Annotated in this window: 23 protein-coding genes; 2 read left to right on the top strand and 21 right to left on the bottom strand. The window is 31.5% G+C overall.

Annotated elements, in window-relative coordinates; all coding sequences use genetic code 11:
- The first annotated feature begins 35 nt into the window (after window positions 1–35).
- Entirely contained in the window at window positions 36–1,655 is a 1,620-nt protein-coding gene (locus tag LL038_RS23275; RefSeq protein ID WP_216122777.1) for a zinc ribbon domain-containing protein, read from the top strand.
- 174 nt (window positions 1,656–1,829) lie between these two features.
- Here LL038_RS23275 and LL038_RS23270 read toward each other — a convergent pair whose 3' ends face one another.
- The 15 genes from LL038_RS23270 to LL038_RS23200 form a co-directional block, all read right to left on the bottom strand.
- Window positions 1,830–2,828: a LacI family DNA-binding transcriptional regulator gene (locus LL038_RS23270; protein WP_216122776.1), complete on the bottom strand. Its 999-nt coding sequence runs from the start codon at window positions 2,826–2,828 to the stop codon at window positions 1,830–1,832.
- A 115-nt stretch (window positions 2,829–2,943) separates the two neighbouring features.
- The gene (gene rbsB, locus LL038_RS23265) at window positions 2,944–3,885 is read right to left on the bottom strand and encodes a ribose ABC transporter substrate-binding protein RbsB (RefSeq protein ID WP_216122775.1); all 942 of its coding nucleotides are present in this window, start codon (window positions 3,883–3,885) and stop codon (window positions 2,944–2,946) included.
- A gap of 33 nt (window positions 3,886–3,918) precedes the next feature.
- Entirely contained in the window at window positions 3,919–4,851 is a 933-nt protein-coding gene (locus LL038_RS23260; RefSeq protein ID WP_216122774.1) for an ABC transporter permease, read from the bottom strand.
- 32 nt (window positions 4,852–4,883) lie between these two features.
- Entirely contained in the window at window positions 4,884–6,383 is a 1,500-nt protein-coding gene (locus tag LL038_RS23255; protein WP_216122773.1) for a sugar ABC transporter ATP-binding protein, read from the bottom strand.
- A gap of 12 nt (window positions 6,384–6,395) precedes the next feature.
- A complete protein-coding gene (rbsD, locus tag LL038_RS23250; RefSeq protein ID WP_216122772.1) occupies window positions 6,396–6,791 on the bottom strand; it encodes a D-ribose pyranase in 396 nt (131 codons plus the stop codon).
- A gap of 2 nt (window positions 6,792–6,793) precedes the next feature.
- Entirely contained in the window at window positions 6,794–7,714 is a 921-nt protein-coding gene (gene rbsK, locus LL038_RS23245) for a ribokinase (RefSeq protein WP_216122771.1), read from the bottom strand.
- Window positions 7,715–8,004: 290 nt separating this feature from the next.
- Window positions 8,005–9,000: an LCP family protein gene (locus LL038_RS23240; protein ID WP_216122770.1), complete on the bottom strand. Its 996-nt coding sequence runs from the start codon at window positions 8,998–9,000 to the stop codon at window positions 8,005–8,007.
- Window positions 9,001–9,246: 246 nt separating this feature from the next.
- Window positions 9,247–9,768, bottom strand: a complete 522-nt coding sequence (locus LL038_RS23235) for a VanZ family protein (RefSeq protein ID WP_216122769.1) — start codon at window positions 9,766–9,768, stop codon at window positions 9,247–9,249.
- 119 nt (window positions 9,769–9,887) lie between these two features.
- Window positions 9,888–10,286: a GtrA family protein gene (locus LL038_RS23230; protein WP_216122768.1), complete on the bottom strand. Its 399-nt coding sequence runs from the start codon at window positions 10,284–10,286 to the stop codon at window positions 9,888–9,890.
- Window positions 10,287–10,528: 242 nt separating this feature from the next.
- Entirely contained in the window at window positions 10,529–10,822 is a 294-nt protein-coding gene (locus tag LL038_RS23225) for a hypothetical protein (protein ID WP_216122767.1), read from the bottom strand.
- 21 nt (window positions 10,823–10,843) lie between these two features.
- Window positions 10,844–11,809 (bottom strand): glycosyltransferase family 2 protein, encoded by a 966-nt coding sequence (locus LL038_RS23220; protein ID WP_216122766.1) that lies wholly within the window; start codon window positions 11,807–11,809, stop codon window positions 10,844–10,846.
- The gene (locus LL038_RS23215; RefSeq protein WP_253200252.1) at window positions 11,806–12,891 is read right to left on the bottom strand and encodes a hypothetical protein; all 1,086 of its coding nucleotides are present in this window, start codon (window positions 12,889–12,891) and stop codon (window positions 11,806–11,808) included. The genes LL038_RS23220 and LL038_RS23215 overlap by 4 nt, the downstream gene beginning before the upstream one ends.
- Before the next feature lie 39 nt (window positions 12,892–12,930).
- On the bottom strand, window positions 12,931–13,470 hold the full coding sequence (locus LL038_RS23210; protein WP_253200251.1) for a hypothetical protein: 540 nt from the start codon (window positions 13,468–13,470) through the stop codon (window positions 12,931–12,933).
- Between the two features lie 146 nt (window positions 13,471–13,616).
- Window positions 13,617–14,135 carry a VanZ family protein gene (locus LL038_RS23205; RefSeq protein ID WP_216122765.1) on the bottom strand — a complete coding sequence of 173 codons (519 nt, stop codon included), beginning with the start codon at window positions 14,133–14,135 and terminating at the stop codon, window positions 13,617–13,619.
- Window positions 14,136–14,366: 231 nt separating this feature from the next.
- Window positions 14,367–14,885 (bottom strand): hypothetical protein, encoded by a 519-nt coding sequence (locus LL038_RS23200; RefSeq protein ID WP_216122764.1) that lies wholly within the window; start codon window positions 14,883–14,885, stop codon window positions 14,367–14,369.
- A 352-nt stretch (window positions 14,886–15,237) separates the two neighbouring features.
- Here LL038_RS23200 and LL038_RS23195 point away from each other — a divergent pair, with 352 nt between their 5' ends.
- A complete protein-coding gene (locus LL038_RS23195; protein ID WP_216122763.1) occupies window positions 15,238–15,690 on the top strand; it encodes a hypothetical protein in 453 nt (150 codons plus the stop codon).
- Between the two features lie 216 nt (window positions 15,691–15,906).
- On the opposite strand, the gene LL038_RS23190 is transcribed toward LL038_RS23195, so the two are convergent.
- From LL038_RS23190 to rfbA, 6 genes are all read right to left on the bottom strand, one after another.
- Window positions 15,907–17,133, bottom strand: a complete 1,227-nt coding sequence (locus LL038_RS23190; protein WP_216122762.1) for a hypothetical protein — start codon at window positions 17,131–17,133, stop codon at window positions 15,907–15,909.
- Between the two features lie 262 nt (window positions 17,134–17,395).
- Window positions 17,396–18,427 (bottom strand): acyltransferase family protein, encoded by a 1,032-nt coding sequence (locus LL038_RS23185; protein ID WP_216122761.1) that lies wholly within the window; start codon window positions 18,425–18,427, stop codon window positions 17,396–17,398.
- Between the two features lie 266 nt (window positions 18,428–18,693).
- Entirely contained in the window at window positions 18,694–19,653 is a 960-nt protein-coding gene (locus LL038_RS23180; protein WP_216122760.1) for a hypothetical protein, read from the bottom strand.
- A gap of 351 nt (window positions 19,654–20,004) precedes the next feature.
- Window positions 20,005–21,060: a dTDP-glucose 4,6-dehydratase gene (gene rfbB / locus LL038_RS23175; RefSeq protein ID WP_216122759.1), complete on the bottom strand. Its 1,056-nt coding sequence runs from the start codon at window positions 21,058–21,060 to the stop codon at window positions 20,005–20,007.
- Window positions 21,061–21,062: 2 nt separating this feature from the next.
- The gene (gene rfbC, locus LL038_RS23170) at window positions 21,063–21,632 is read right to left on the bottom strand and encodes a dTDP-4-dehydrorhamnose 3,5-epimerase (protein WP_418921885.1); all 570 of its coding nucleotides are present in this window, start codon (window positions 21,630–21,632) and stop codon (window positions 21,063–21,065) included.
- 18 nt (window positions 21,633–21,650) lie between these two features.
- A complete protein-coding gene (rfbA, locus tag LL038_RS23165; RefSeq protein WP_216122757.1) occupies window positions 21,651–22,553 on the bottom strand; it encodes a glucose-1-phosphate thymidylyltransferase RfbA in 903 nt (300 codons plus the stop codon).
- Window positions 22,554–22,620 lie beyond the last annotated feature (67 nt).

The following is a 22,620-nucleotide window of genomic DNA, read 5'->3' as shown; positions in this document are numbered from 1 at the left end:
GCCACGTGGGTGGCACTGTTACTTTTTGGGCATTCTTGCCATTATTAAGCAGATATAGTAAAATAATAATACTTAATGGATTATCTTTAGACATAATGGGATCAATGCTGAATGGAATTAAACATTTGCCAACAAATGTATATACTAATTTTACAGTGACAATACCATATTTAGATGAGAGCGCTCCATTGAGTACAACTACAACAATTATAGGGGGACTTAAATTGAATTTTTGCACTAAATGCGGCAACAAAATTATAGATGGAACACATTTTTGTACTCGCTGCGGTAACGATTTACGAGAAGAATCAACTATTGAAACTGAATCAGACCATAACGTTGATTTAGATACTGTTAATCCAGAATTAGATTATGATATGGATTTAATTACAACTGAACCTGTTGACAATGCTACATCCAATTTGAAATTTTCAAAAAAAACAAAAATATTCATGTCAATATCCATAGTTTTAATAATATTAATAGTTATCATTGTTAACATTGGTAATTCTTTATCTGATCCTAGTAAAATAGTAAAAAGATTTGAGAAAGATATCTCTTCAAATAATGCTTCTGATTTAGCAAGTATATTATATTGTAATGATTCTAGACTTAAACTAGATAGTAAGAGTATTTCGCCTTTATTAGCTTACTTTAAAAGCAATCCTACATATTATAATAAGGTTGATCAAGATTTAAAAAATAATGCTTATAATCCTAAAGATATTGATAGCATAAAGTTGGTAAATACATTGACTTTATCTAGTGACGGAAAGACCTTTCTCATTTTTCCTAAATATAAAATATATATTAAACCATCTTTTATCACTGTAACAGCACCAGTTAAAGGTGTTACTTTTTCAATTAACAATACTAATATAGGTGAAAGTGATTCTGACAACTCCACCAAGGAATTTGGACCATACATTCCTGGTGCTTATACGATTTTAGCTAATTACAAAAACTTATATGTTAGTTCAAGTACTACTTATCCTTTGGATCTTGTAACAGCTGATAATAATATAGCGAAAGTAAATGTATTGGAGGATATGAAATACATAAACATATCTTCAGATACTAATTATAACGATGCTGACATTTTTGTTAATGGGAAAAATGTTAATGTTAAAGTTAAGGATGCTACACATTTTGGACCTATAAACAATTCCTCACAAATATATGCAACATTGTCACAAGGGGGTAAAAAACTTACAAGTAAAAACTACAAAGGTTCAAGTTTTGACAGTGATCTTGCTTTAAGTTTTGAAGAAGCTAGCAGTGAATTAACTGATGTTAAAAATAAACTAAATATTCTTTTATCTCAATATGATTACGCTTTTGTAGATGCTATTAATAATAATAATAATCCTGCAGCAATTAATAATTATGTAGCTTCTGGAAGTCAGTTATATAAGCTTCAAGAAGGATATATAATTAGTACAGCTAAATCAGGAATACAAGAAACTTTTATCTCTTCCTATATTACTAAATTCAACAGCATTAGTGATGATAATAAATCAGGAAGTTTTACATCCTCAGAATCTTATATCATATATAGCAAAGATGGTCTCAGTACTCCTACGACTCAAAGTTATGTATATGGATTTCAATATAATGATGCCTCGCAGACATACCAACTTACAAGCATAAACTAAGTTAAATATCTTATTTTATATTTAAGCAGTGAAAATGTTTCTCATATAGGCGAATAAATGAAACGAAGTAACCATTAAATTAGGTTTTAAAAAAGAAGATGTTTGGAATAAATTTATTCCAAACATCTTCTTTTTCATTATACCCACATGCCACTTGCCATGTGGGTGGCACAGCTAAGTTGTTCCACGAACTATAATACTCGGTGGAAAATATATTTTTGAATTATCTATTGATTCTCCTTTTATAATATCTATTATTAGTTTACAGGCTTGCTCTCCCATACTATAAATAGGTTGTTGAATTGTTGTAAGTTCTGGTTCAATCATTTTAGATAACTTTATTCCATCGAAGCCCATTATTACAATATCTTCAGGAATTTTGTATCCTCTTCTTTTAAGAGTTTTCATTCCCCCTATAGCCATTACATCATTAGAATAAAATATAGCATCAACAGATTTACATTCATCAATTATATGATTAGTTACTTCCATACCACCTTCTAAAGTAAAGGTACTTTCAAAAATTAACGATTTATTATAAATTCCGTATTTAGTCATACTCTCTTTATATCCATCTATTCTTTCTTTATATATAGTCATTTTCTTTGGACCAGTTACAAATACTATATTTCTTTTATCTTTACCATATAAATATTCTATTCCACACTGTATCCCTTGTTTATTATCAAAATAAACACCAGGATAATCTTCAAAACCTTTAATATATCTATCTACAAATACAAATGGTATGTCATTTAATTTTAATAGATTTGCACTATCCTCACTTTCTTGTCCAGGAATTAAAATTATCCCATCAATTAATTTACTTATTAAAAGTTTGACATACATCTTTTCTTTATTTGCATTATTATCTGAATTACAGAGGAATACATTATACCCTAATTTATTTGCAAAATCTTCTATAGCCCTTGATAACTCTGAAAAAAATGGATTTGATATATCTGGTATAATTATTGCAATACTTCCAGACTTTTTAGTTTTTAAACCCCTAGCAACATTATTAGGAATATATCCAGTTTCCTCTATAACTTCATAAATCTTGTTTTTAGTTTCTTCACTTATATTTTCAGCCTTCTTATTAATAACCAAAGATACTGTGGTTTTTGAGACGCCTACTTTTTCTGCAATATCTTTCATTGTTATCTTATTCATTAGCTAACTACCTCGATTCTTCATAGAATATACAACTATATAATCTTAATATTTCTAATCTATTTCAATTATATATTAATAATCTACATTTTACCAATAGGCATTCTCATCATTTTTATTTTTTGGTCTTTACATATAATTTTAAGTCAACTCCAACTTCCTTAGCTACAGTTGCCCCAGTTAATATCTTTTTAACATTTTCTATAGCCATACTTCCCATGAGCTTTGGTTGTTGTGCTACTGTTGCTGTCATCTCTCCGGCATCTACAGCTTTTTTTGCATCATCGCCTCCATCAAATCCAACAACTATAGCTTTTTTCCCTGAAGTACTTAATGCTTTAACAGCTCCTAGTGCCATCTCATCATTTTGTGCAAAAATAGCTTGAATATTAGGATTTGATTGTAACATGTTTTCAGTTACAGTTAATCCCTTTTGTCTATCAAAATCAGCGGGTTGAGATGATACAACCTTTAGGTTTTTATCTACATCAACTATATTGTGAAATCCTTTTCCTCTGTCTCTTGTTGCAGAAGCACCTGTTGTTCCTTGAAGTTCTGCTATATTGCCTTTACCACCAAGTTGCTCCTTTATAAATTTACCTGCCATTTCTCCACCTTTAACATTATCTGAAGCTATATGACAAACTACATCTCCTCCATTAGATTTTCTATCTACAGTTATTACTGGAATCTTTTCATTATTAGCTTGCATAACTGAACTTTGAGCTGCATCACTATCAACAGGATTAAGTATTATAACACTAACTCCCTTTTGTAATAAATCCTGAACATTTGAAAGCTCTTTTGATGAATCATTTTGTGAGTCAACAACTAATAATTGATATCCTAATTCTTTAGCCTTAGCTTCAGCACCTTCTTTTAGCGTTACAAAGAAAGGATTATTTAAAGTTGAAACAACCATACCTATTTTTTTAGAATCAGATTTTCCACTTGAAGCTGAAGTTTTAGTTTTAGCACTAGAGCCACATCCTGCAAGTACCCCAATTGTCATAGTTGCTATCATTGCCACCGAAACTAGTTTACATAATTTTTTCATTAAATTTCCTCCTAATAATTTTTATTTGATGTATTAATTAGTAGCCTTTTTCTTCTCAATCAAAACTGCCAATAGTATTACTAGTCCTTTTACTATAGTTTGATAAAAAGCTGAAACATCCATAAGATTTAACCCATTACTTAAAACTCCAATAATTAACACACCTATTATTGTTCCAAATATTGTTCCTTCTCCACCGACCAAGTTTGCTCCCCCAATAACTATTGCAGCTATTGCATCTAATTCATATCCATTTCCAGCCGTTGGCGCCGCTGATCCTATTCTACTCGTAACGATAATTCCAGCGATTGCAGCTGTAGCGCCAGATATAATATAAGCCCAATTTTTAACATTATTTACACTTATACCAGAAAGTCTTGATGAATCTTCATTTCCGCCAACTGCATATATATATCTTCCATATCTAGTTTGTGTTAAAAGATAGACACAAATAGCAAATACAATTATGGTAATAACAACTGGAACAGGTATTCCGAGTATTCTACTATTTGTTAATCTAATAAAGTCATTACCTAAACCGGATATAGGATTACCTCCAGTAAATACATAAGTAACTCCTCGAAATACAGTTTGTGTAGCCAAAGTAGCTACAAATGCTTGAACTTTTCCTTTTGCAACAATTATTCCATTAATAAACCCAACTAAAATTCCTGTAAATAATGCTGCCAGTATTGCGAGTGGTATACTCCCTGTATTTTTTATAGTTGCAGCAGCCACTGCACCTGCTATTGCAACAATTGACCCTACAGACAAATCTATTCCACCTGTAAGTATTACAAAAGTCATACCTAATGATATAACTGCATTTACAGAAATTTGAGTGAATAAATTTCTTAAATTTGATACTTGTAGAAATGTTGGTGAAATTATACTAACAATTATGCATAATATAGCTAATGCTAAAATGGATTTATATTTTAATAAATTCTCTTTTATATTCGACATTTTAACCCTCCCTTGCAAATCTTATACTCTTTTTATTCTCCAATTGCTAATTTCATTATGCTTTCTTGGGTAGCCTCTTTCCTACTTAACTCTCCAGTTATTTTCCCCTCATGCATTACCACTATTCTATCTGAAATTCCAAGTACTTCTGACATATCTGAAGAAATCATAATAACTGCTTTCCCTTCGGCTTTTAACTGATTTAATACATCATATATCTCTTTTTTTGCACCTACATCTATACCTCTTGTTGGTTCATCTATTATTAAAACTTTAGGAGACTGTATAAGCCACTTTGCTATAATAACCTTTTGTTGATTTCCTCCACTTAAATTCTTTATTAATTGGTCTTGAGTAGGTGTTTTAATTGCTAATTTTTTTATATATTCATCAACTACATTTTTTTCATCTGCTTTACTTATACAAAACATTTTCTTTTCAAACTTATCTAAAGACGCTAATGTCATATTTTGTTTTACAGATAAAGGCAGTATTAGTCCTTCTTTTTTTCTGTCTTCAGATAAATACGCTATTCCGTTATTTATTGCATCTTTAGGGCAATTAATATTTACTTGTTTTCCATTCATCTCAATAGAGCCGCTACTTTTCTTATATTCTCCAAAAATAACCTTTGCTACTTCCGATCTACCTGAACCCATAAGTCCTGACATTCCAAGGATTTCTCCTGCTCTTACTTCTAGATTAATTGATTTTAAAAGTCCTTCTAAACAAACATCCTTCAATTTTAATATAGGGGTTACATTAGTGGGTTCTTTATATGGATATTGTTCTTCCATTTTTCTCCCTACCATCATAGTTATCAAATCGTCTTTACTGACATCGTTTACTTTGACTTCGCCTACATATTTACCATCTCTTAAAATATTTATTCTATCGCAAATTGCAAAAATCTCGTCCAATCTATGAGATATATATATTATTGCTATATCCCTACTTTTAAGCATTTCAACAACTTTAAAAAGCTTCTCTGTTTCTGTATCTGTTAGGGCTGATGTTGGCTCATCCATGACTATTATATTAGAGTTTTTAGAAATTGCTTTTACTATTTCAAGCATTTGCATTTCCCCAATACTTATATTTTTAACATACTCCTCGGGATCAACGTTACTCCCAATTTGTTTAAGATAATCTTTACACATACTGTTCATTAATTTTTTATCTAACTTTTTAGTTACTTTGTTTATTTTTTCATTTCCTAAAAATAAATTTTCTGCAACTGTTAGATTTGGTAAAACACTTAACTCTTGATGTATTATCGATATACCTAGTTTTTCAGCTTCTTTTACATTTTTTATATCTACTTCTGAACCTTGTATAACAACTTTGCCATCATCCTTTTGATAAACACCACCTAAGATCTTAATTAATGTGGACTTTCCTGCACCGTTTTCTCCTAAAAGTGCTAGTACTTCTCCCTTATATAAGCTTAAATTTATGTTATCAAGTGCCTTTACTCCTGGAAAACATTTTGATATACCTTTCATTTCGAGGAAAGGAATTTTTTCTTCCATAATTACTCCTCCTTAAAAAATTACTCCAGATTTAAGAATTACATTCGCATACGGAGTTTGCTCCCCTGTTCTAATTACAGCCTTACACTCATTCAACATTATTTTTAATTCCTCATGTGTTATAAAAGTAAATTTCACATTTTCAAATTGTTTTTTTATTTCTTCAAAGACTTTAGGATTATTTTCTTCTATTTCTAAGGCCAAAATTACCTCTTCTACTTGAAGTTCTAATAATACATTTTTTAATGTCTCTATAAAACTAGGGATACCTTTTGATAATGCTATATCTATCCTTTTTGTTTTATCTGGTATTGGTAATCCACAATCTCCTATGGCAATTAGATCTTTATGTCCCATTTTTGAAACTACACTAGAAATTTCTCCATTTAAAATTCCAATTTTTTTCATGTTCACTGCTCCTTATTAATTTCATTTAAAAATGGTATTGAAGCTTGTGCCCCTTCTCTTTGAACTACTATAGCTGAAACTCTATTTGCAAATTTAACTGCTTCTACAAGTGAATTAATATTCAAATTTGATTTTGTTAATTTAGTAGTTATTGCTCCTATAAATGAATCTCCAGCTGCAGTACTATCAATAGCATTAACTTTATATGCAGGTATTAACACTCCGCCTTCCTTTGATATCACCGCTGCTCCCATGTTACCTAAAGTAATAATTACATATTTAACTTTATTATCTAAAAAAGAATTTGCAGCTTGTTTTGCACTTTCTAAATCTTGAACATTTACTCCTGTAAGGGTTGTAGCTTCTGTTTCATTAGGAACTATAATATCTGTGTACGCAAGCAACTCTTTAGGAATTTCTTTTGCTGGGGCAGGGTTTAAAATTGTAATAACCCCATTTTCTTTTGCAAATTTAAAAACTTCCATTGTAACTTCAATTGGTGTCTCAAATTGTGCTACTATTATGTCACTATTAGATATAACTTCTTTGCACTTATCTATTTCTTCTAAATTAAGACTCATATTTGCACCTGCTACAACTATTATTGAATTATTACCTTTATTATCTACAGTAATTATCGCTGTGCCTGTTGGCTTAACATCATCTTTAAATATGTTATTAACATTTATCCCTTCTTTTTCTAGGGCATTTACTATTTGAAGACCATAAGAATCTTGACCTATTTTGCCTATCATATATACCTCTGCTCCTAGCCTTCGCGATGCAACTGCTTGATTAGCACCTTTGCCGCCATGTGCTAATTTGAAGTTTTCACTAAAAATAGTTTCTCCAATTAGTGGCATTTTATCTATAGAAACCACCATATCCATATTAATACTTCCAAGGATACAAACCTTATTCATAACCTCACCTCTTTTTTAGTTAACCGATTAAGTAATTCGGTTAACTAGATTATAAAACCTTATTAATTATATGTCAATGGTTCTTAATATATTTATTGTAAATGTTTTCATAAAGTTAAGCTTTATAACTTACAGTATAATGAATTACCTACTTAAACCGAAAGGGGAATCATCAATGTTATATGTAATGTTTATTGTTGTTAATCTTATTACAAAGTACTAGCAGACTAAGCCGCTAGTACTTTAAATGTTAAAAAAAGTTCCCTAAGTTTGTTATGGACCAATTCTTTCTACTGTATAGCTTTAGGTACTGACTTTATGTCTTTGTAAATAAAGTTATGTAGTTGATCTATAGTAGACTTCATGTCAGCAACCAAATACCAAACTTTGTCTATCGTTTTTCCCATACTGTAACCATCCACTGGGAATCTGTCCTGTTCCAAAGTTGTTGTATTAGATGTAAGCACTTTTGTACCAAGTTTTATTATATCCATACTGCTTAAACTTGTTTCCGTATAAGGTAAAAGCTGCGAAACAATCGACGGAAATTTTGCTACCCCTAATGACTGAATCTTTGTCATAATAAGTGACATTACCGTTTTTTGTCTTTCAATTCTTCGATAATCGCCACCCTCGGTAAACCTCACTCGTGAATAAGCAACAGCCTGAAGTCCGTTTAAAGTTTGTAGTCCCGGTTTTGTAATTTTAGGAACAGATTTTTTTTCTATTTTAGAAATTTCTACTATTTTATCATTCATTGGGCTAATTTCATCTTGTTTAATATTAATACTTACATCACCAATAGTATCTATTATCTTTTCAAATGAAAAGAAATCGAGAGTGATATAATCCCTAATATTCAAATTAAAATTCTCGTTAATAGTGCTTATGGCAAGTTGTGGTCCACCATATGCATATGCATGGGTAATCTTTGTTTGACCATGACCTTTTATTTTTACATATGTATCCCTCATAATAGAGGACATTTTTATTTTCTTATTCTTTGAATCTATGGAAACTATTATTATAGAATCTGAGCGACTTGTCTTTTGATTTGCATCCATTCTATCTATACCAAAAAAAGCAATATTAGTTATTCCCTTAGCATTTTCTGCTTCAGATAATGCATTAGAATTAATACCTAAAATGTCATCATTTTTTGATATTCCTACAGTATTTATTTTATTAAGTTTATAAAACGCGTAACTAAAGACCCCTCCTACAATTAATACACAAATAATAAACACACTTAACAAGATCTTCTTCCAGTTTTTAATTTTCTTCATATTTTCGCTCCTCATCATTCGTATGTTTTAGTTAATTATTTCCATTATATAATAATTAACTTGTATTTCCTTAAATATTATAGCATATCTTTTTAATTTCTCACCCTTTTTTCATCATTTATCGACATATTTTTTTCCGTTGATTTCTTACCCCCCCTTTAGGTTAGCACCCTTATTTAACTTGCAATGAAACACAAAAAAATAAGGAACAGTTTTTCAACCGCTCCTTCCCACTTATTTATTTATTTATTTATGGATGCCACTTGCCATGTGGGTGGCACCTATCGTTCTTTTCCCTTTTTTCAGATGTATAACATGGCCCCGTACACCAGATATAAGCATCCCTAAAACCCCACCACTAAAATCAATTACTATATCAAGAACATTGGAGGTTCTGCTGGGTATATATTTTTGAATAAATTCATCTATCACAGGAAACAGTAAAAGCAAAAATAGCAACATCCATATTTTATTACTTCTTTGTAATTTAGACTGCCTTACTATAGAACATAACAATATGCTAAATATAAAGTATTGAAAAAAATGTGCATTTTTTCTCACATAATAATTAACATCATTAAATTTACCACCTACTTTTTCTATAGTAGCTGGCGAAATATTCATAACCCCACCTGCAAACTCTATAAGCGCTCTACTACTCCTTTGCGATGTTTCACCTGGCCTTGTACCATTATAAAAAATCACACCTAACCAAACAACACATAATAAAATTTTCACTATTGTTTTTCTTTTTAATAAAATCTTCATAAATTTCTCCTAACCTTATGTCACCATTCAATTTAGTAATAAAGTATATTATACCATGCATTAATTTTAATGTCTTTAAATCATTAGTTAACAAGATGCCACTTGCCCCGTGGGTGGCACTAATCTTTAAAAGTCCATAAACTATTCAATAAATAATTGGATACAGGAACTACAAGAACCACAAGGCACTGTCCATAAAGATAATTCCATTTAAGCACGTGAACACTAATAAAGATGATGGTACTATTTAAGCCTAGCCCAATCAAAGAAACTATTGAATAGATTAAAAATTGCCGTACATTTCTGCTCTTAGACTGAAATGTCCATGTTCGATTTAAAATATAAGAAATCACGAGTACCAGCAAGAATCCTAAAGCGGATCCAAGAACAGGATCAAAATCAGCAAATTCAACAAGTAAAATAAGACTCCCAAAATGGATGATAGTACCTAGTAAACCAACCATACCATAACGTAATAGCACATTAATTTGCAAATTTTGCTCGTGATTATTCTTCATTCTTAGTACATCCCTCCATTCAAATAATTTATATATTTAGATCGTCCCCTTTAGCAGGCAAAGAGTCATCACTCTCCTTTGTTAATCCATGATCTGTCTTCTCCCAATAAAACGTATTTGTAATTAATTGCCAAACTGCTTTATATGCTGCTATGCTCATCAAAGCCCAATAGATTGGTGTAAGGAGTGCATATTTAACCAACTTAAAAGAAAGTGCATAATTCCCCTTTTCCTGTAGATCATCAATGACCCAGCGCGCCCCCACTTTTTTGTTGAAATTCTAGAGCGTCATCCAACTGCTCCACTGTCAAAATACCAAGAGCAATAAGTAATTCTCCAAGTTTTCCTTTCGAGTGGATAAGTTTGATTGCTTCAAGAACTTTAGACTCCTCCGCCCATCCAAAATCAATCAATATATTTCCAAGAAGCCCACCATACATTTTCTGATAATCCAGCGCTTTCTTCAAATCACATTCTGATATCCACCCATTTTCAACCAAAATTTCTCCTAATCGAACCGGATTCTGCTTGCCCATCATCTTCTCCTTATTCCATTTTTATTGGTCACTTACATTTTCATCTGATCGAACATTTTGAGTTTTCTGGCTGACTGTATATCTTGGTCGCCCTTTGACCTCATCATAAATTGCTGCAATATATTCGCCAAGAATCCCAATACCCAGCATTATCATGCTATTCATGCTAAGCAGCAACAAGATAACTGTTGTAAACCCAGTTACAGCTACCCCCATTAATTTCATATAGAGAGTTTGAATCCCAAGTATTGCAGACCCAACAAAAAACATCATTCCAATAATCGAAACAAAGGATAGTGGCCATGATGTAAAAGTCACAACCGCATGAAGAGCCAATCTAACAAGAGTTGTAAGTTTCCAACTCGTCGTGCCTTCAATGCGCGGCGCAACATCAAACTCGATTTGAACCCGAAAGAATCCTAACCATGCAGTCATACCACGGAAAAAAGTTATGCGCTCTGGCATGATAGCCCAAGCTTCAACAACTTGACGATCAAGAAGCTTATAATCACTTGCCCCCTGTAAATCATATCTTGTAAGCTTCTGGATTAACCAGTAAAACAACTTTGCGCCCATCCCATAGCTAAAAGACTCCTTACCACGTCTCCTTTTTACACATTCAATAATCTTTGCTGTATTCGAGCGCCAATAATCAATCATCTGCGGAATTAACTCTGGTGGATGCTGAAGATCTCCATCCATAATAATCACTGCTTGACCCTTCGCATGCTCTAGTCCCGCGCAGAGTGCACGCTCTTTACCAAAATTTCTACTAAGGCGAATACCTTCCACCTGAGGGATTTCGGAGCAAACAGCCATAAGTTCAGCCCATGTTCCGTCAGTTGAACCGTCATCAACAATAATTAGTTCAAAAGATTTGGTAGACTGCCGGATAAATCCGGCAATTGTTTTGAGTGTCTGCTGTAAATGCTGAGCTTCATTCCATACCGGTATGACTACAGATACCTCGATTACCGCCTGATTCATTGGATATTTCCTCCTGTCCTTCTTATTACCTTGTACAGTCGCCACTTAGAACCAAAGTCCTTTACAAGTTCCGCCCATTCAGCCCCATGCTCAAACAAATTGGGATAAGCATTATTAATTACACTAATCACAGATGAGGATCCAGGTTTGGGAATCAAAATATAGCTAACTCCATATTTTTGTGGATCTGAGATGGCCTCATTAAAATAATAATCACTAGATATATACAAACGTTTCGGAAACTGGGTTTTCAAAATAATTAAATAAGCAGAGAATGAATCTACCAAAATATTACTATTAGGATAGTTTTCGTCTAAATACCCTGCAATATCGCTAAATTGTTTTTCATCATAATAAGTCTGATTGTGATGCTCAAATGAATTCTTAAGAAAAGTATTTTCATCAGGCGCAATGCTAGGCTGAGTAATGACATATGATAAGATAAGAAAATTTGCTACCATTCCCATGATGGGAATAATAAATAACCACTTACGTTTTACCTTGCTTAGCTCATATGGTAGCCAGGCAACTGCTACTGGCAGCACATACATAAAATATCTCAACCATCCTAATGTTGTTCCTTTTATCAGCATAATAACTTGCAACATAGGTATAGAAATAAACAGGCCCAGAAGGATTAGCGTATCCCATCGCCACAAGCGATGATTTATCAATTTAAGAATTAATATTGTTATCAAAGGCGCTGAAAACACCAAAATCTTTTTTAGAGCAAAAATACAAGCCTTTACAGGTGCATTAACCATAGCTACATATATTGCCGAGCTTAAGTGTCCCTGAATCTGAGCGGTATTTGAATAATCTCCATTTAAGAAATACAGCGGATTATGCATAATTATCATATTAAACAAAACCCACAATATTATAGAATAACAAATTGGTGTAACAATAATCGTAAGTATGCCCTCCGCCCGTGACCACTTATAACGGATGTTTCCTTCGTTAGGTGGAGCAGCATTTCTGCTAACCAGCATTGTGATAATAACAAAGCCAATAGCCATACTAAAAGCAAATGGAACTGCTTCATACCGACACCAAAAGGCTAATGCTAAAGCAAAACTCACTACTACCAAGTCACCTAGTTTATGCTCGTCAACCCAATTTTAAAAATGTATAATACTCAAAATCACGAAAAATATAAACGGAGCATCACTTAAACCATTAAATCCAAATATGAAAACCATTGGATTTAGTGAGTATAATAGTGTAAAAACAACCGCATACAAACGTTGAATACCACGTTTAATAAAAGCTCTCACCAATATACTCGCAGTTAATGAAGCAAATATAGCACTCATGAGCAGCCCTGCAATTCCCTTGGTCGCCATTGCAGGAATCCATGGATATAACAACAGAAATCCCAAATGCGGGCTACGGCTGTATAAAACATAAAACGCGTTGGCGACTCTACTAATTCCATCACTATGATAATATCCAACATAAACATTGTAATAATAACCGGCTATACATTCTAACAAAAACACAGCGATCCCAATTGTCCAAACGATTCTTTTGTCATTACGGATTCGTAAATTTCCTTCTAAATTAGCTATATGCTCACCCCCTATACTTAAAATTAACAACATATTTTTGGTGATGATGCGTTCCCCAATTGAAACAGATTCTTTTATGTTATTTGACATAAAATTTTAATATATATATATTTATGCAGAACTTTAGAAATAATTACTAAAGAATAAATTACTTTTAAATAAATAAAAACTACCCAAATGCATAACCATGCACCTGGGTAGTTTTCTAAGTTGACTATCTCAAAATCTTTTTATTTTTATTTCATAACACCTTGCGCCACAGTTCTCCTCTTTGTCATATGTTTAGTGTATATCTTATAATATGCTAAATAGAAAATCCCTAGACCTATTAAAGAACCCATAAAGTCTATCAACACATCGCTTACGAGGGATCCTCTCCCTAAAACAAAGGACTGATGGAATTCATCAGTTACTGCATAAAATAAACATATAAACATAATATAAATTAATGCATTTTTTCCTTTAACCCCAAATAGGAATAAAAGATTTGCAACAAATACTGCTAACATACAATATTCAAAAGCATGCGCATTTTTTCTTATAATTACATCTATTTTTTGATTTCTTATACCTTCGGGTAGCACAGTGCTTTTAACTTTAGCTGAATTTGTTTTACCCTCCAGAACACTTTTTCCACTTCTTATGGAATTAACAATCCCATAACTCTGCTTATCTGATATTGTAGCAGGTCTAGAAGAGTTATAAAATATAAATCCCATCCATAATAAACATAAAATAACACCTAATTTTTTCAATATGTCACCATCCAATCTAATAATAAAATATATTATACCATGTATTAGCCTTTATTTTCATTACTACAAGCTACTTCTTCATATATCACATATTCTAAGTCGCTGACACAACTCATTTCCAATATATAGATGTGACAAAGCGAAATCCGTTTGTTGGTTGCTAATAATTTTCGACAATAAAAAAGACTTAGAAATTAATCTAAGTCCCTGGTATTAATTTAATATAGATTCCTAATTTAGCATTTCAACGAATGCTGTGCTACTTGGGCACTGGGACCCGCTTAAGCTCGGGAAAATTCCAAAAGAATATATTTTATATTCTTTTCCTGCAGTAAACCAACTTGATGGTAATTGAACATATTGAGTAGTTGTCGAACATTGTGCTGCTTGGGGTGTCATTTTAATTTGGGGTGTAATGTTATAACTACCTATTGCCACACCTTTACTGTCAACTTCAACACAGCAAAATGAACTGTTTACACAACCCGCTGAATATTGAAGCATAACAGGAATCCCACCCGTATTACCTAATACATCGGTGCCAACTGTAGACTTTGCTGCATATTGTGGATTATTCGGGGTACTATTCCACGAATTACCATTACCACTTATATGTGTAATTGTACAATATTCATTATTAGGACCTGATGTTACATCAGCAAAAGCAAAGGTTGACGTTAATAAAGAAGAAACAATTGTTATTACTAATGCAAATAACATTGGCAATTTTTTAATTTTTGACATTTTCATATTTTTAACCACCTTTTAATCTATAGTTTGTGTGTACACATCTCTTAGATTATAACCTTGTCCAATTTTTATGTCAATCATTATTTTACATTTAATACATTTTATCCTTTAAATTCATTATAATTAATATTAATACAATATAACCCATTAGTTGGATGACTTTATAATATTTTATATGATAAAATAAGAAAATACTCTATTTAAATTTCTATGAATTTCAGTAGTTCTCCTCCCTTACTATAATCAAGTTTATTTTAAATAACATAATTATACATAAATATTATATATTAAATATTAATACAATAATTTCATGTTATAATAAGTAGATAAAAAATTAAAGGAGTGAATATAAATGAAAAGTAAACGTATTAAAATTAAACTTATGACAGGTATCCTTCTAGCAAGTATGGCTATTTCAACCAGTAACATAGCATTTGCTGCCAACACGGTAACTGGAACTAAACTAGGTGCAGTTACAACCGAAGCAATAACATCAACACAAAATACTGTAGCACATACAGCTTTATCAAGCATTATACCTAATGAAGAAGAAACATCAGTTATTGCAACAGTAAAAGCTGCTCCATTTGGAGCAATAATAAATGCTACTTCAATTAAAAAAGAAGCTACAAAATACCAAGTATTTGATGGCACAAAAATTATATCTACAATTGCTAACTTGGGAACAAATACAACAATATTTCCGGGAAAAAGTGTTGGAGATGTAGTTACAATTAAATTATTAAACGCAGCTGGAACAATAGTTTCAACAATTAGTGTAACTTTAATATCTTACAGTAGGTGAAACATATCTATGATTGGCTAGCCTATAAATAATTTTGTGTAAACATATTAAAAAATACTCTTCCTTGATAAGCTTGTAAGGAAGGGTATTTTTGGCTTACGGTCTGACCCCTTTATGAGTTTGGAGTTGAAGTGAACATGACCTCTAATTTTTTTGCATTAAAAAAAGACACTATTTCTAGTGCCTATATTATTATATTCATTTTGTAATTACTATTTATGATTTAACTTGTGTAGCGACAGTTAATGTAACATTTGTTGTAACTTTACTAATCGAGTCAAAGCCGGTTATTACAACGGATCTAATCGTACTTAAATCAATTCCAGCATTTGCTGTTATTGTAAGCAAACCATTTTTATTTTGAACTTGACCAATATTACTCTGGAATGTTATATTGTTACCAAGTGATGTATTAGTAATGTCATTCCCATATTGGTCATATATAATAAAAGAAGCATAACCTTTATTTCCACTAAGTGCTAGTACTGTTGAAGTCACAATAATTTTATCGACTTTTGAAGCGTCAGTTTTAACCACAGGTGCTACCGTTACTGAACTTGCAGTAATGCCAGTTAATAAGTCCTTTAATGTAATACTGATTGAGGTACCCATATTACTAGTAGAATTATATGTTATTGTACCTGTTGATGTTAACGGGTCTAAAACTATACTTGACTTATCAGATGAAGTTGCAGTTAACTGTGAAGCTGGAACAGTTTTAGTTATATCCTCATTCGCTGAATTGAATACCTCGTATTCAAAAGTAGCTGTATACATTCCAGTCTTTTTTGTAATCGGATTAATAGAAAATCCAGCAATTTTGGAAGGTGCAGAGGTTCCAGTTACTCCATTTTTGTTCACTAATGTAATAACAATTGATGTACTAATATCAAAAGGAGAATTAAATGTTATTGTACCTATTCCTGTTGTTGGATCTACAACTATGGTTGAGCCTACAGATGCACCTCCGTAAATATCTGAAGCTGGAATAGTTTTAGTAATATCTAATCCGTTCTGATCTAATATTTTGTATGTAAAAGTAGCTGTGTTTGTCCCAGTCTTCGTTAAAGCCTCTTTAACTTGAATTTTAGCAACATTTGAAGTTACTGGTGCTGAAGCTACAATTTTTTGACCATTATTATATATAATAGTCGAAATATTTACAGAATCTTTGTTCGCTTGTGTACCATTACTATTTTTTATCCAACCGCTATCGTCTGTTTTTATAAAAATATCACCTTTATTTTTAACTACTGCATCATTAATTAGACTTACATTGTTTAGATCGTTTGCATACTCTAACGTATACATACTGTCGCCTATTACCACAGAGAAATTTGGAACATCGGTAAAACTACTTAGCCCCATTGCCATTACTGGTTTTGACAGTGTAACTGTCAATAACACAAATCCCATCATCATAATACTTTTAAATTTTTTCATTAATAGATCACCCCTATTTTTATATTTTTTATACATTTAAATAGAAATTCAATAAAAGCTATTGCATTATTAATTTACAAAAATAGCATTTATTATTTTATATTGTTAACAGTTACATAATAACACATTTTATCCTAAAAATGAATTTTTTATTAATGTAATTCCAAAATCCACTTATAATACAAAAAAACCGGTAAATCATAGAAGCATTATGATTACCGGATTTTTTTCAATTCATTTCGAGTAAATAAACAAACATAATTCAATTAGCAACTTTCTTTGAAAATCTTTTACCTAATATGAATGGCATATAATTGTTAATTACATAAATTATTGGGATCATAACTATCAAAGTTACCCCAACATGTATTATGCCATTTAATGTGACTATGTATGATTTCTCACTAGCTAAAAAACTAATATATGTTATTAATTTATCGATGATTGGATATAGTATCATTTGATGAAACGCAAAAAATATTATACTGTTTTTACCTATATATATTAGTAATTTTGATTTTGGTAATAATCTACAAAAAATTAATGATGCCATGATTCCACTAATAGCTGACCCAAAGAATAAGAAGTAATTACCATATGTAATAGAAGACATATCCACGCGAGCATTTATATAACGAACATTCAAATGTCCTATAATTACATTAATAATTAAAAATACAACTAAGTATTTTATACTCACAAGTTTACTTACCTTGTTTTCCATCCCTTTTATTAAATAACCTATACCATAAAATACTACAGCAATAAATGATACATCCAAGCTCCATGGTAATGGCTTTCCAATATACGTGTTGTAGATACCTCCAATAATTGCGCTAACTACTAAACATGTGATAATCTTTCTTTTATCATTTTTAGTCCATTTAACTATTAAGAAAAATATCATCTCACACATAAACAAACAAGCTATAAACCACAGTGTTCCATTATGCAAAGTGCCATTGTTATATCTTAATGGTATGAGTGTTCCAATAAATGATTTTAAAGGACTAACGTTTTGTTTGTTATTAAATACAAAAAAATAGATGTACTCAATAAAAGAAAAACAAAAATACGGTATACCTATAGTTATAATCCTCTTTTTTAAAAATGCTGAGAACTTATTATATTTTACATTTGAAAATAAATATCCTGACATAAAGAAAAATAATGGTACATGAAATGTGTATACTTCTGCCTGAATAGGCAGCAAAATAGGTCCGTGCCCAAACATAACCAAAATCATTGCAAATCCCTTCGCCATATCAATCCAATTCAGTCTCTTTTTTTCCATATTAATTTGTTCCTCCCATAATAACAGTTTATTCGACATATTATCATATAAAAGAGAAGAACAGCAAATAGCTTAAAATGATTTACCAGCTATATTTCTTGTCATACTGTAATATTAGCGCTTTTCCTTAAGGTTCCACCCAATTCCCATTAACTTCCTCCCCCTTAATCCGCATCAGATGTTCCATCTTCGCCTAGCTTCCGCATATGTTGTTCACTAATTGTTCTCAACCCCCGGGCTCTTTGGCGGACAGGAGGTTCGCCTAGCTAATTAACACCAACCGCTTGATTGACATAATTAAAATAATCCTCTGTTTCCATAAATCTGCTACTTATATAAGTAAATTCTCCGCTATCTATATTAAATTTTCGAGTTGCAATATAGAATCCAATGCTCCCACCCCCAAACTCTGAATTGTTATAAGTAGATGTTTCAAAAACATTGTTCTCTAACTGTTTAAAGAAAAGATTTTGAGAATTATAGGTAAGAACAGAATTTGTAATTTCTCCATTATCTTTAAAACTTGATGATTTAAATATTCCATCCTTTACATAATAGATCTTCATATCCGAATAATTAGTTCCGCCTGGGGTGCCCATTAATAGAAAATCTGATTGCCCCTCTTGTATATTTTTATGAACTGTAATTAATTTTCTATTAGGATTCAAATTTAATATTTGTTCTTCATTCTCATTAACATCATATATTTTGGGTTTAGTCTCTCCATCTTTCGACACGGCTATTTTATAGTGACCTCTACTTAATTGATCTCCTTCATTTGCACCGGCCCAAACACCAGCCCAATCTTCAATAGGGTCAAATGATGCTTGTTCAATCTGATTATCATCACTAAAAATGTTTACTGAATAATTTAGTCCAGTATTATCTTTCATAGTTAATTTATAAAGACTTTTGGCTTTTATTATATCTAATTCCGTTGTAGTTCCACTAGTGATTTCTTCACCAGGAATAACACTTGCATCTACGATTTTCCCTGTTGTATTGTCTATCCAATTTCCTGAAAAATCTTTAACATAAATTGCTCCACCCTCAATGATTTTATTAGTAATTTCCGTAGAATTTGCTAGATCGTTAGCATAAGCTAATTCGAACGATTTGTTCCCAATTAAAACCGTACCATTCGCCATTGTAGCAAAAGCTGAAAATGATGATGATCCTGTTATCATTAAAGTAACAAGAAATGAACTTATAATTTTCTTTTTCAAATTAAATCCCCCTATAATTGTTTTAAAACAATTTTGCACTTAGTTGCGTTGTATATAAAAAGCAATAAATTACTATGTTATATTTTTCGAACTATATCTATAAAACTTTAATTATCTTATTTCATGGAATTGTTAATTTGTTTATGAATTTTACCATAGTAGAAACAATAACAAAAGATATTATCTTAAATTTAAATGAGTTTGCTCTCAATTTATATGCATCCTTAATGATTAAATTGATATCATTAAACTTCACCTCCACGACGAAAAAACTACCAAAATTATATCTCTATAAATTTCAGTAGCTTCTGCTCTAATTATTTACGACATGCCACTTGCCATGTGGGTGGCCTATTTATTTTGGTACATATTATCATAATAATTTTGATATTCACCTGACGTGATATTATCCATCCACTCTTTATTGTCTAAATTCCATTTTATTGTTTTTTTAATTCCTACTTCAAATGTAGTTTCAGGATACCATCCAAGCTCTTCTTTTATCTTAGAAGGATCTATTCCATATCTTTTGTCATGACCTAATCTATCTTCAACATAACTTATTAGTTTTTCTGTTATTTCTTTATCTACATTTTCATTTAAATAACTTATAATAGTTTTTACTATTTGTATATTAGCTCTCTCATTGTGTCCACCAATATTGTAAACTTCACCTAAGCTCCCACCGTTAATAACCATGTCTATTGCTTTGCAATGGTCTTCTACATATAACCAATCTCTTATATTCATTCCATCACCGTATACTGGTAGATCCTTATGTTTTAAGCAGTTGTTTATTAGTAGTGGTATTAATTTTTCTGGGAATTGGTATGGTCCATAATTGTTTGAACACCTAGTCGTATTTACAGGCATTTTATACGTATCATAATAAGCTTTTACCATTAGATCTGCGCCTGTTTTACTTGAAGAGTAAGGACTGTGTGGATCAAGGGGTGTAGTTTCAAGGAAGAATCCTGTATCTCCAAGTGATCCGTATACTTCATCAGTGGATACTTGCATGAACTTTTTACCTTCTTTAAAACCACCGGGTATTTCCCAGGAATTTTTAGCAACATTTAAAATATTTACTGTACCTAAGACATTTGTTTTAACAAATATTTCCGGTTCTTTTATACTTCTATCTACATGTGATTCTGCTGCAAAGTTTACAACATAATCAATATCGTTCTCTTGGAACAATTTCTCTGCGAGTTCTTTATCACATATATCTCCGCAAGCAAAAGTATAATTAGAATTAGTTTCTACATCTTTTAAATTCTCTAAATTTCCTGCATAAGTTAATTTGTCTAGATTTATAATTTTTATATCTGAATATTTATTTAACATGTAATGAATGAAATTTGCGCCTATAAACCCAGCTCCACCTGTTACTAAATAAGTTTTCATATTTATTTACTCCCCTTATATTCAAATGATATTTCTAAATCTTTTAGTCCTTTTTGTATTTTATCCTTGTCTGATAATAAAATTTCCTCTATACCATCTAATGGCCATTCTATAGCTATATCTTCATCACTCCATAATACTCCGCTATCATATTTCGGTGCATAATAATCGGTACATTTATAATTAAATACAGCCTCATCTGAAAGAACTAAAAATCCATGAGCAAATCCTTCTGGAACATAAAATTGCTTTTTGTTTTCGTCTGTAAGGATTACTCCTTCCCATTTGCCAAAGGTAGATGAACCTTTTCTTAAATCTACTGCTACATCAAAGACTTGTCCCTTTGTAACACGGACTAATTTACCTTGAGTATGTTTAGTTTGAAAATGAAGTCCTCGGAGTACTCCTTTTTTAGACTTTGATTCATTGTCTTGAACAAATTCCATCTTAAGCCCAGCTTCAAAGAAATCATTTTTATTGTAGGTCTCCATAAAATATCCTCTATTGTCCCCAAAAACTTTAGGTTGAATTATGTATACACCGTCTATCTTAGTTTCTATAAAATCAAACAAATCTAACGCCTCCATTAATTATTCTATTACAGCTGCCGCTTCTAAATTAGCTTCATTGTAATCATCAGCAATCTGCACCAGATACTTACCATATTCTGATTTCATTAAAGGCTCTGCTAATTTTAAAAGTTGCTCTCTGTTTATAAAACCGGTTTTATAAGCTATTTCTTCTATACAAGCTACATATAAACCTTGCCTAGTTTGTATTGCTTCAACAAAGTTTGCTGCGTCTAGTAGTCCCCTATGAGTTCCTGTATCAAGCCATGCCATTCCTCTACCAAATAGCTCAACCTTTAGTTTACCTAGCCTTAAATATTCATTATTTACTGCTGTTATTTCTATTTCACCTCTTGCTGATGGTTTAACATTTTTCGCTATTTCTATTACATTGTTATCATAGAAATAAAGACCAGGAACTGCATAATTAGATTTAGGTTTTAAAGGTTTTTCCTCTATAGATACCACATTATTATTTTCATCAAATTCAACAACACCAAACTCTGTTGGATTACTTACATGGTACCCAAAAATAGTAGCACCTTCTCTTTCCGAAACTCTTTTTAATCTTTCAGTAAAACCATAACCATGGAAAATATTATCTCCAAGTACTAAAGCTACCTTATCGCTGCCTATAAAATCTTCTCCAATAATAAATGCATCTGCAAGTCCTCTTGGTTCTTCTTGAACAGCATATTGTAATTTAAGTCCTATATCACTCCCATCACCTAATAACTCTTCAAAAGTAACTACATCTCTAGGTGTTGAAATAATTAATATTTCCTTTATACCTGCAAGCATTAATACTGATAATGGATAATATATCATTGGTTTATCGTATATTGGGAGTATTTGCTTTGATACTGCTTTTGTTACTGGATAGAGTCTTGTGCCGGAACCTCCTGCTAGGATAATACCTTTCATAATTTTCCCCCTTAGAAATTTTAATTTTCACCTATACTTCATTGATATTTTGCTTTTAATTGATTTT

This window comes from Clostridium estertheticum (assembly GCF_026650985.1).
Lineage (GTDB): Bacteria > Bacillota > Clostridia > Clostridiales > Clostridiaceae > Clostridium_AD > Clostridium_AD estertheticum_C.
This window is presented reverse-complemented; position numbering and strand designations above follow the sequence as displayed.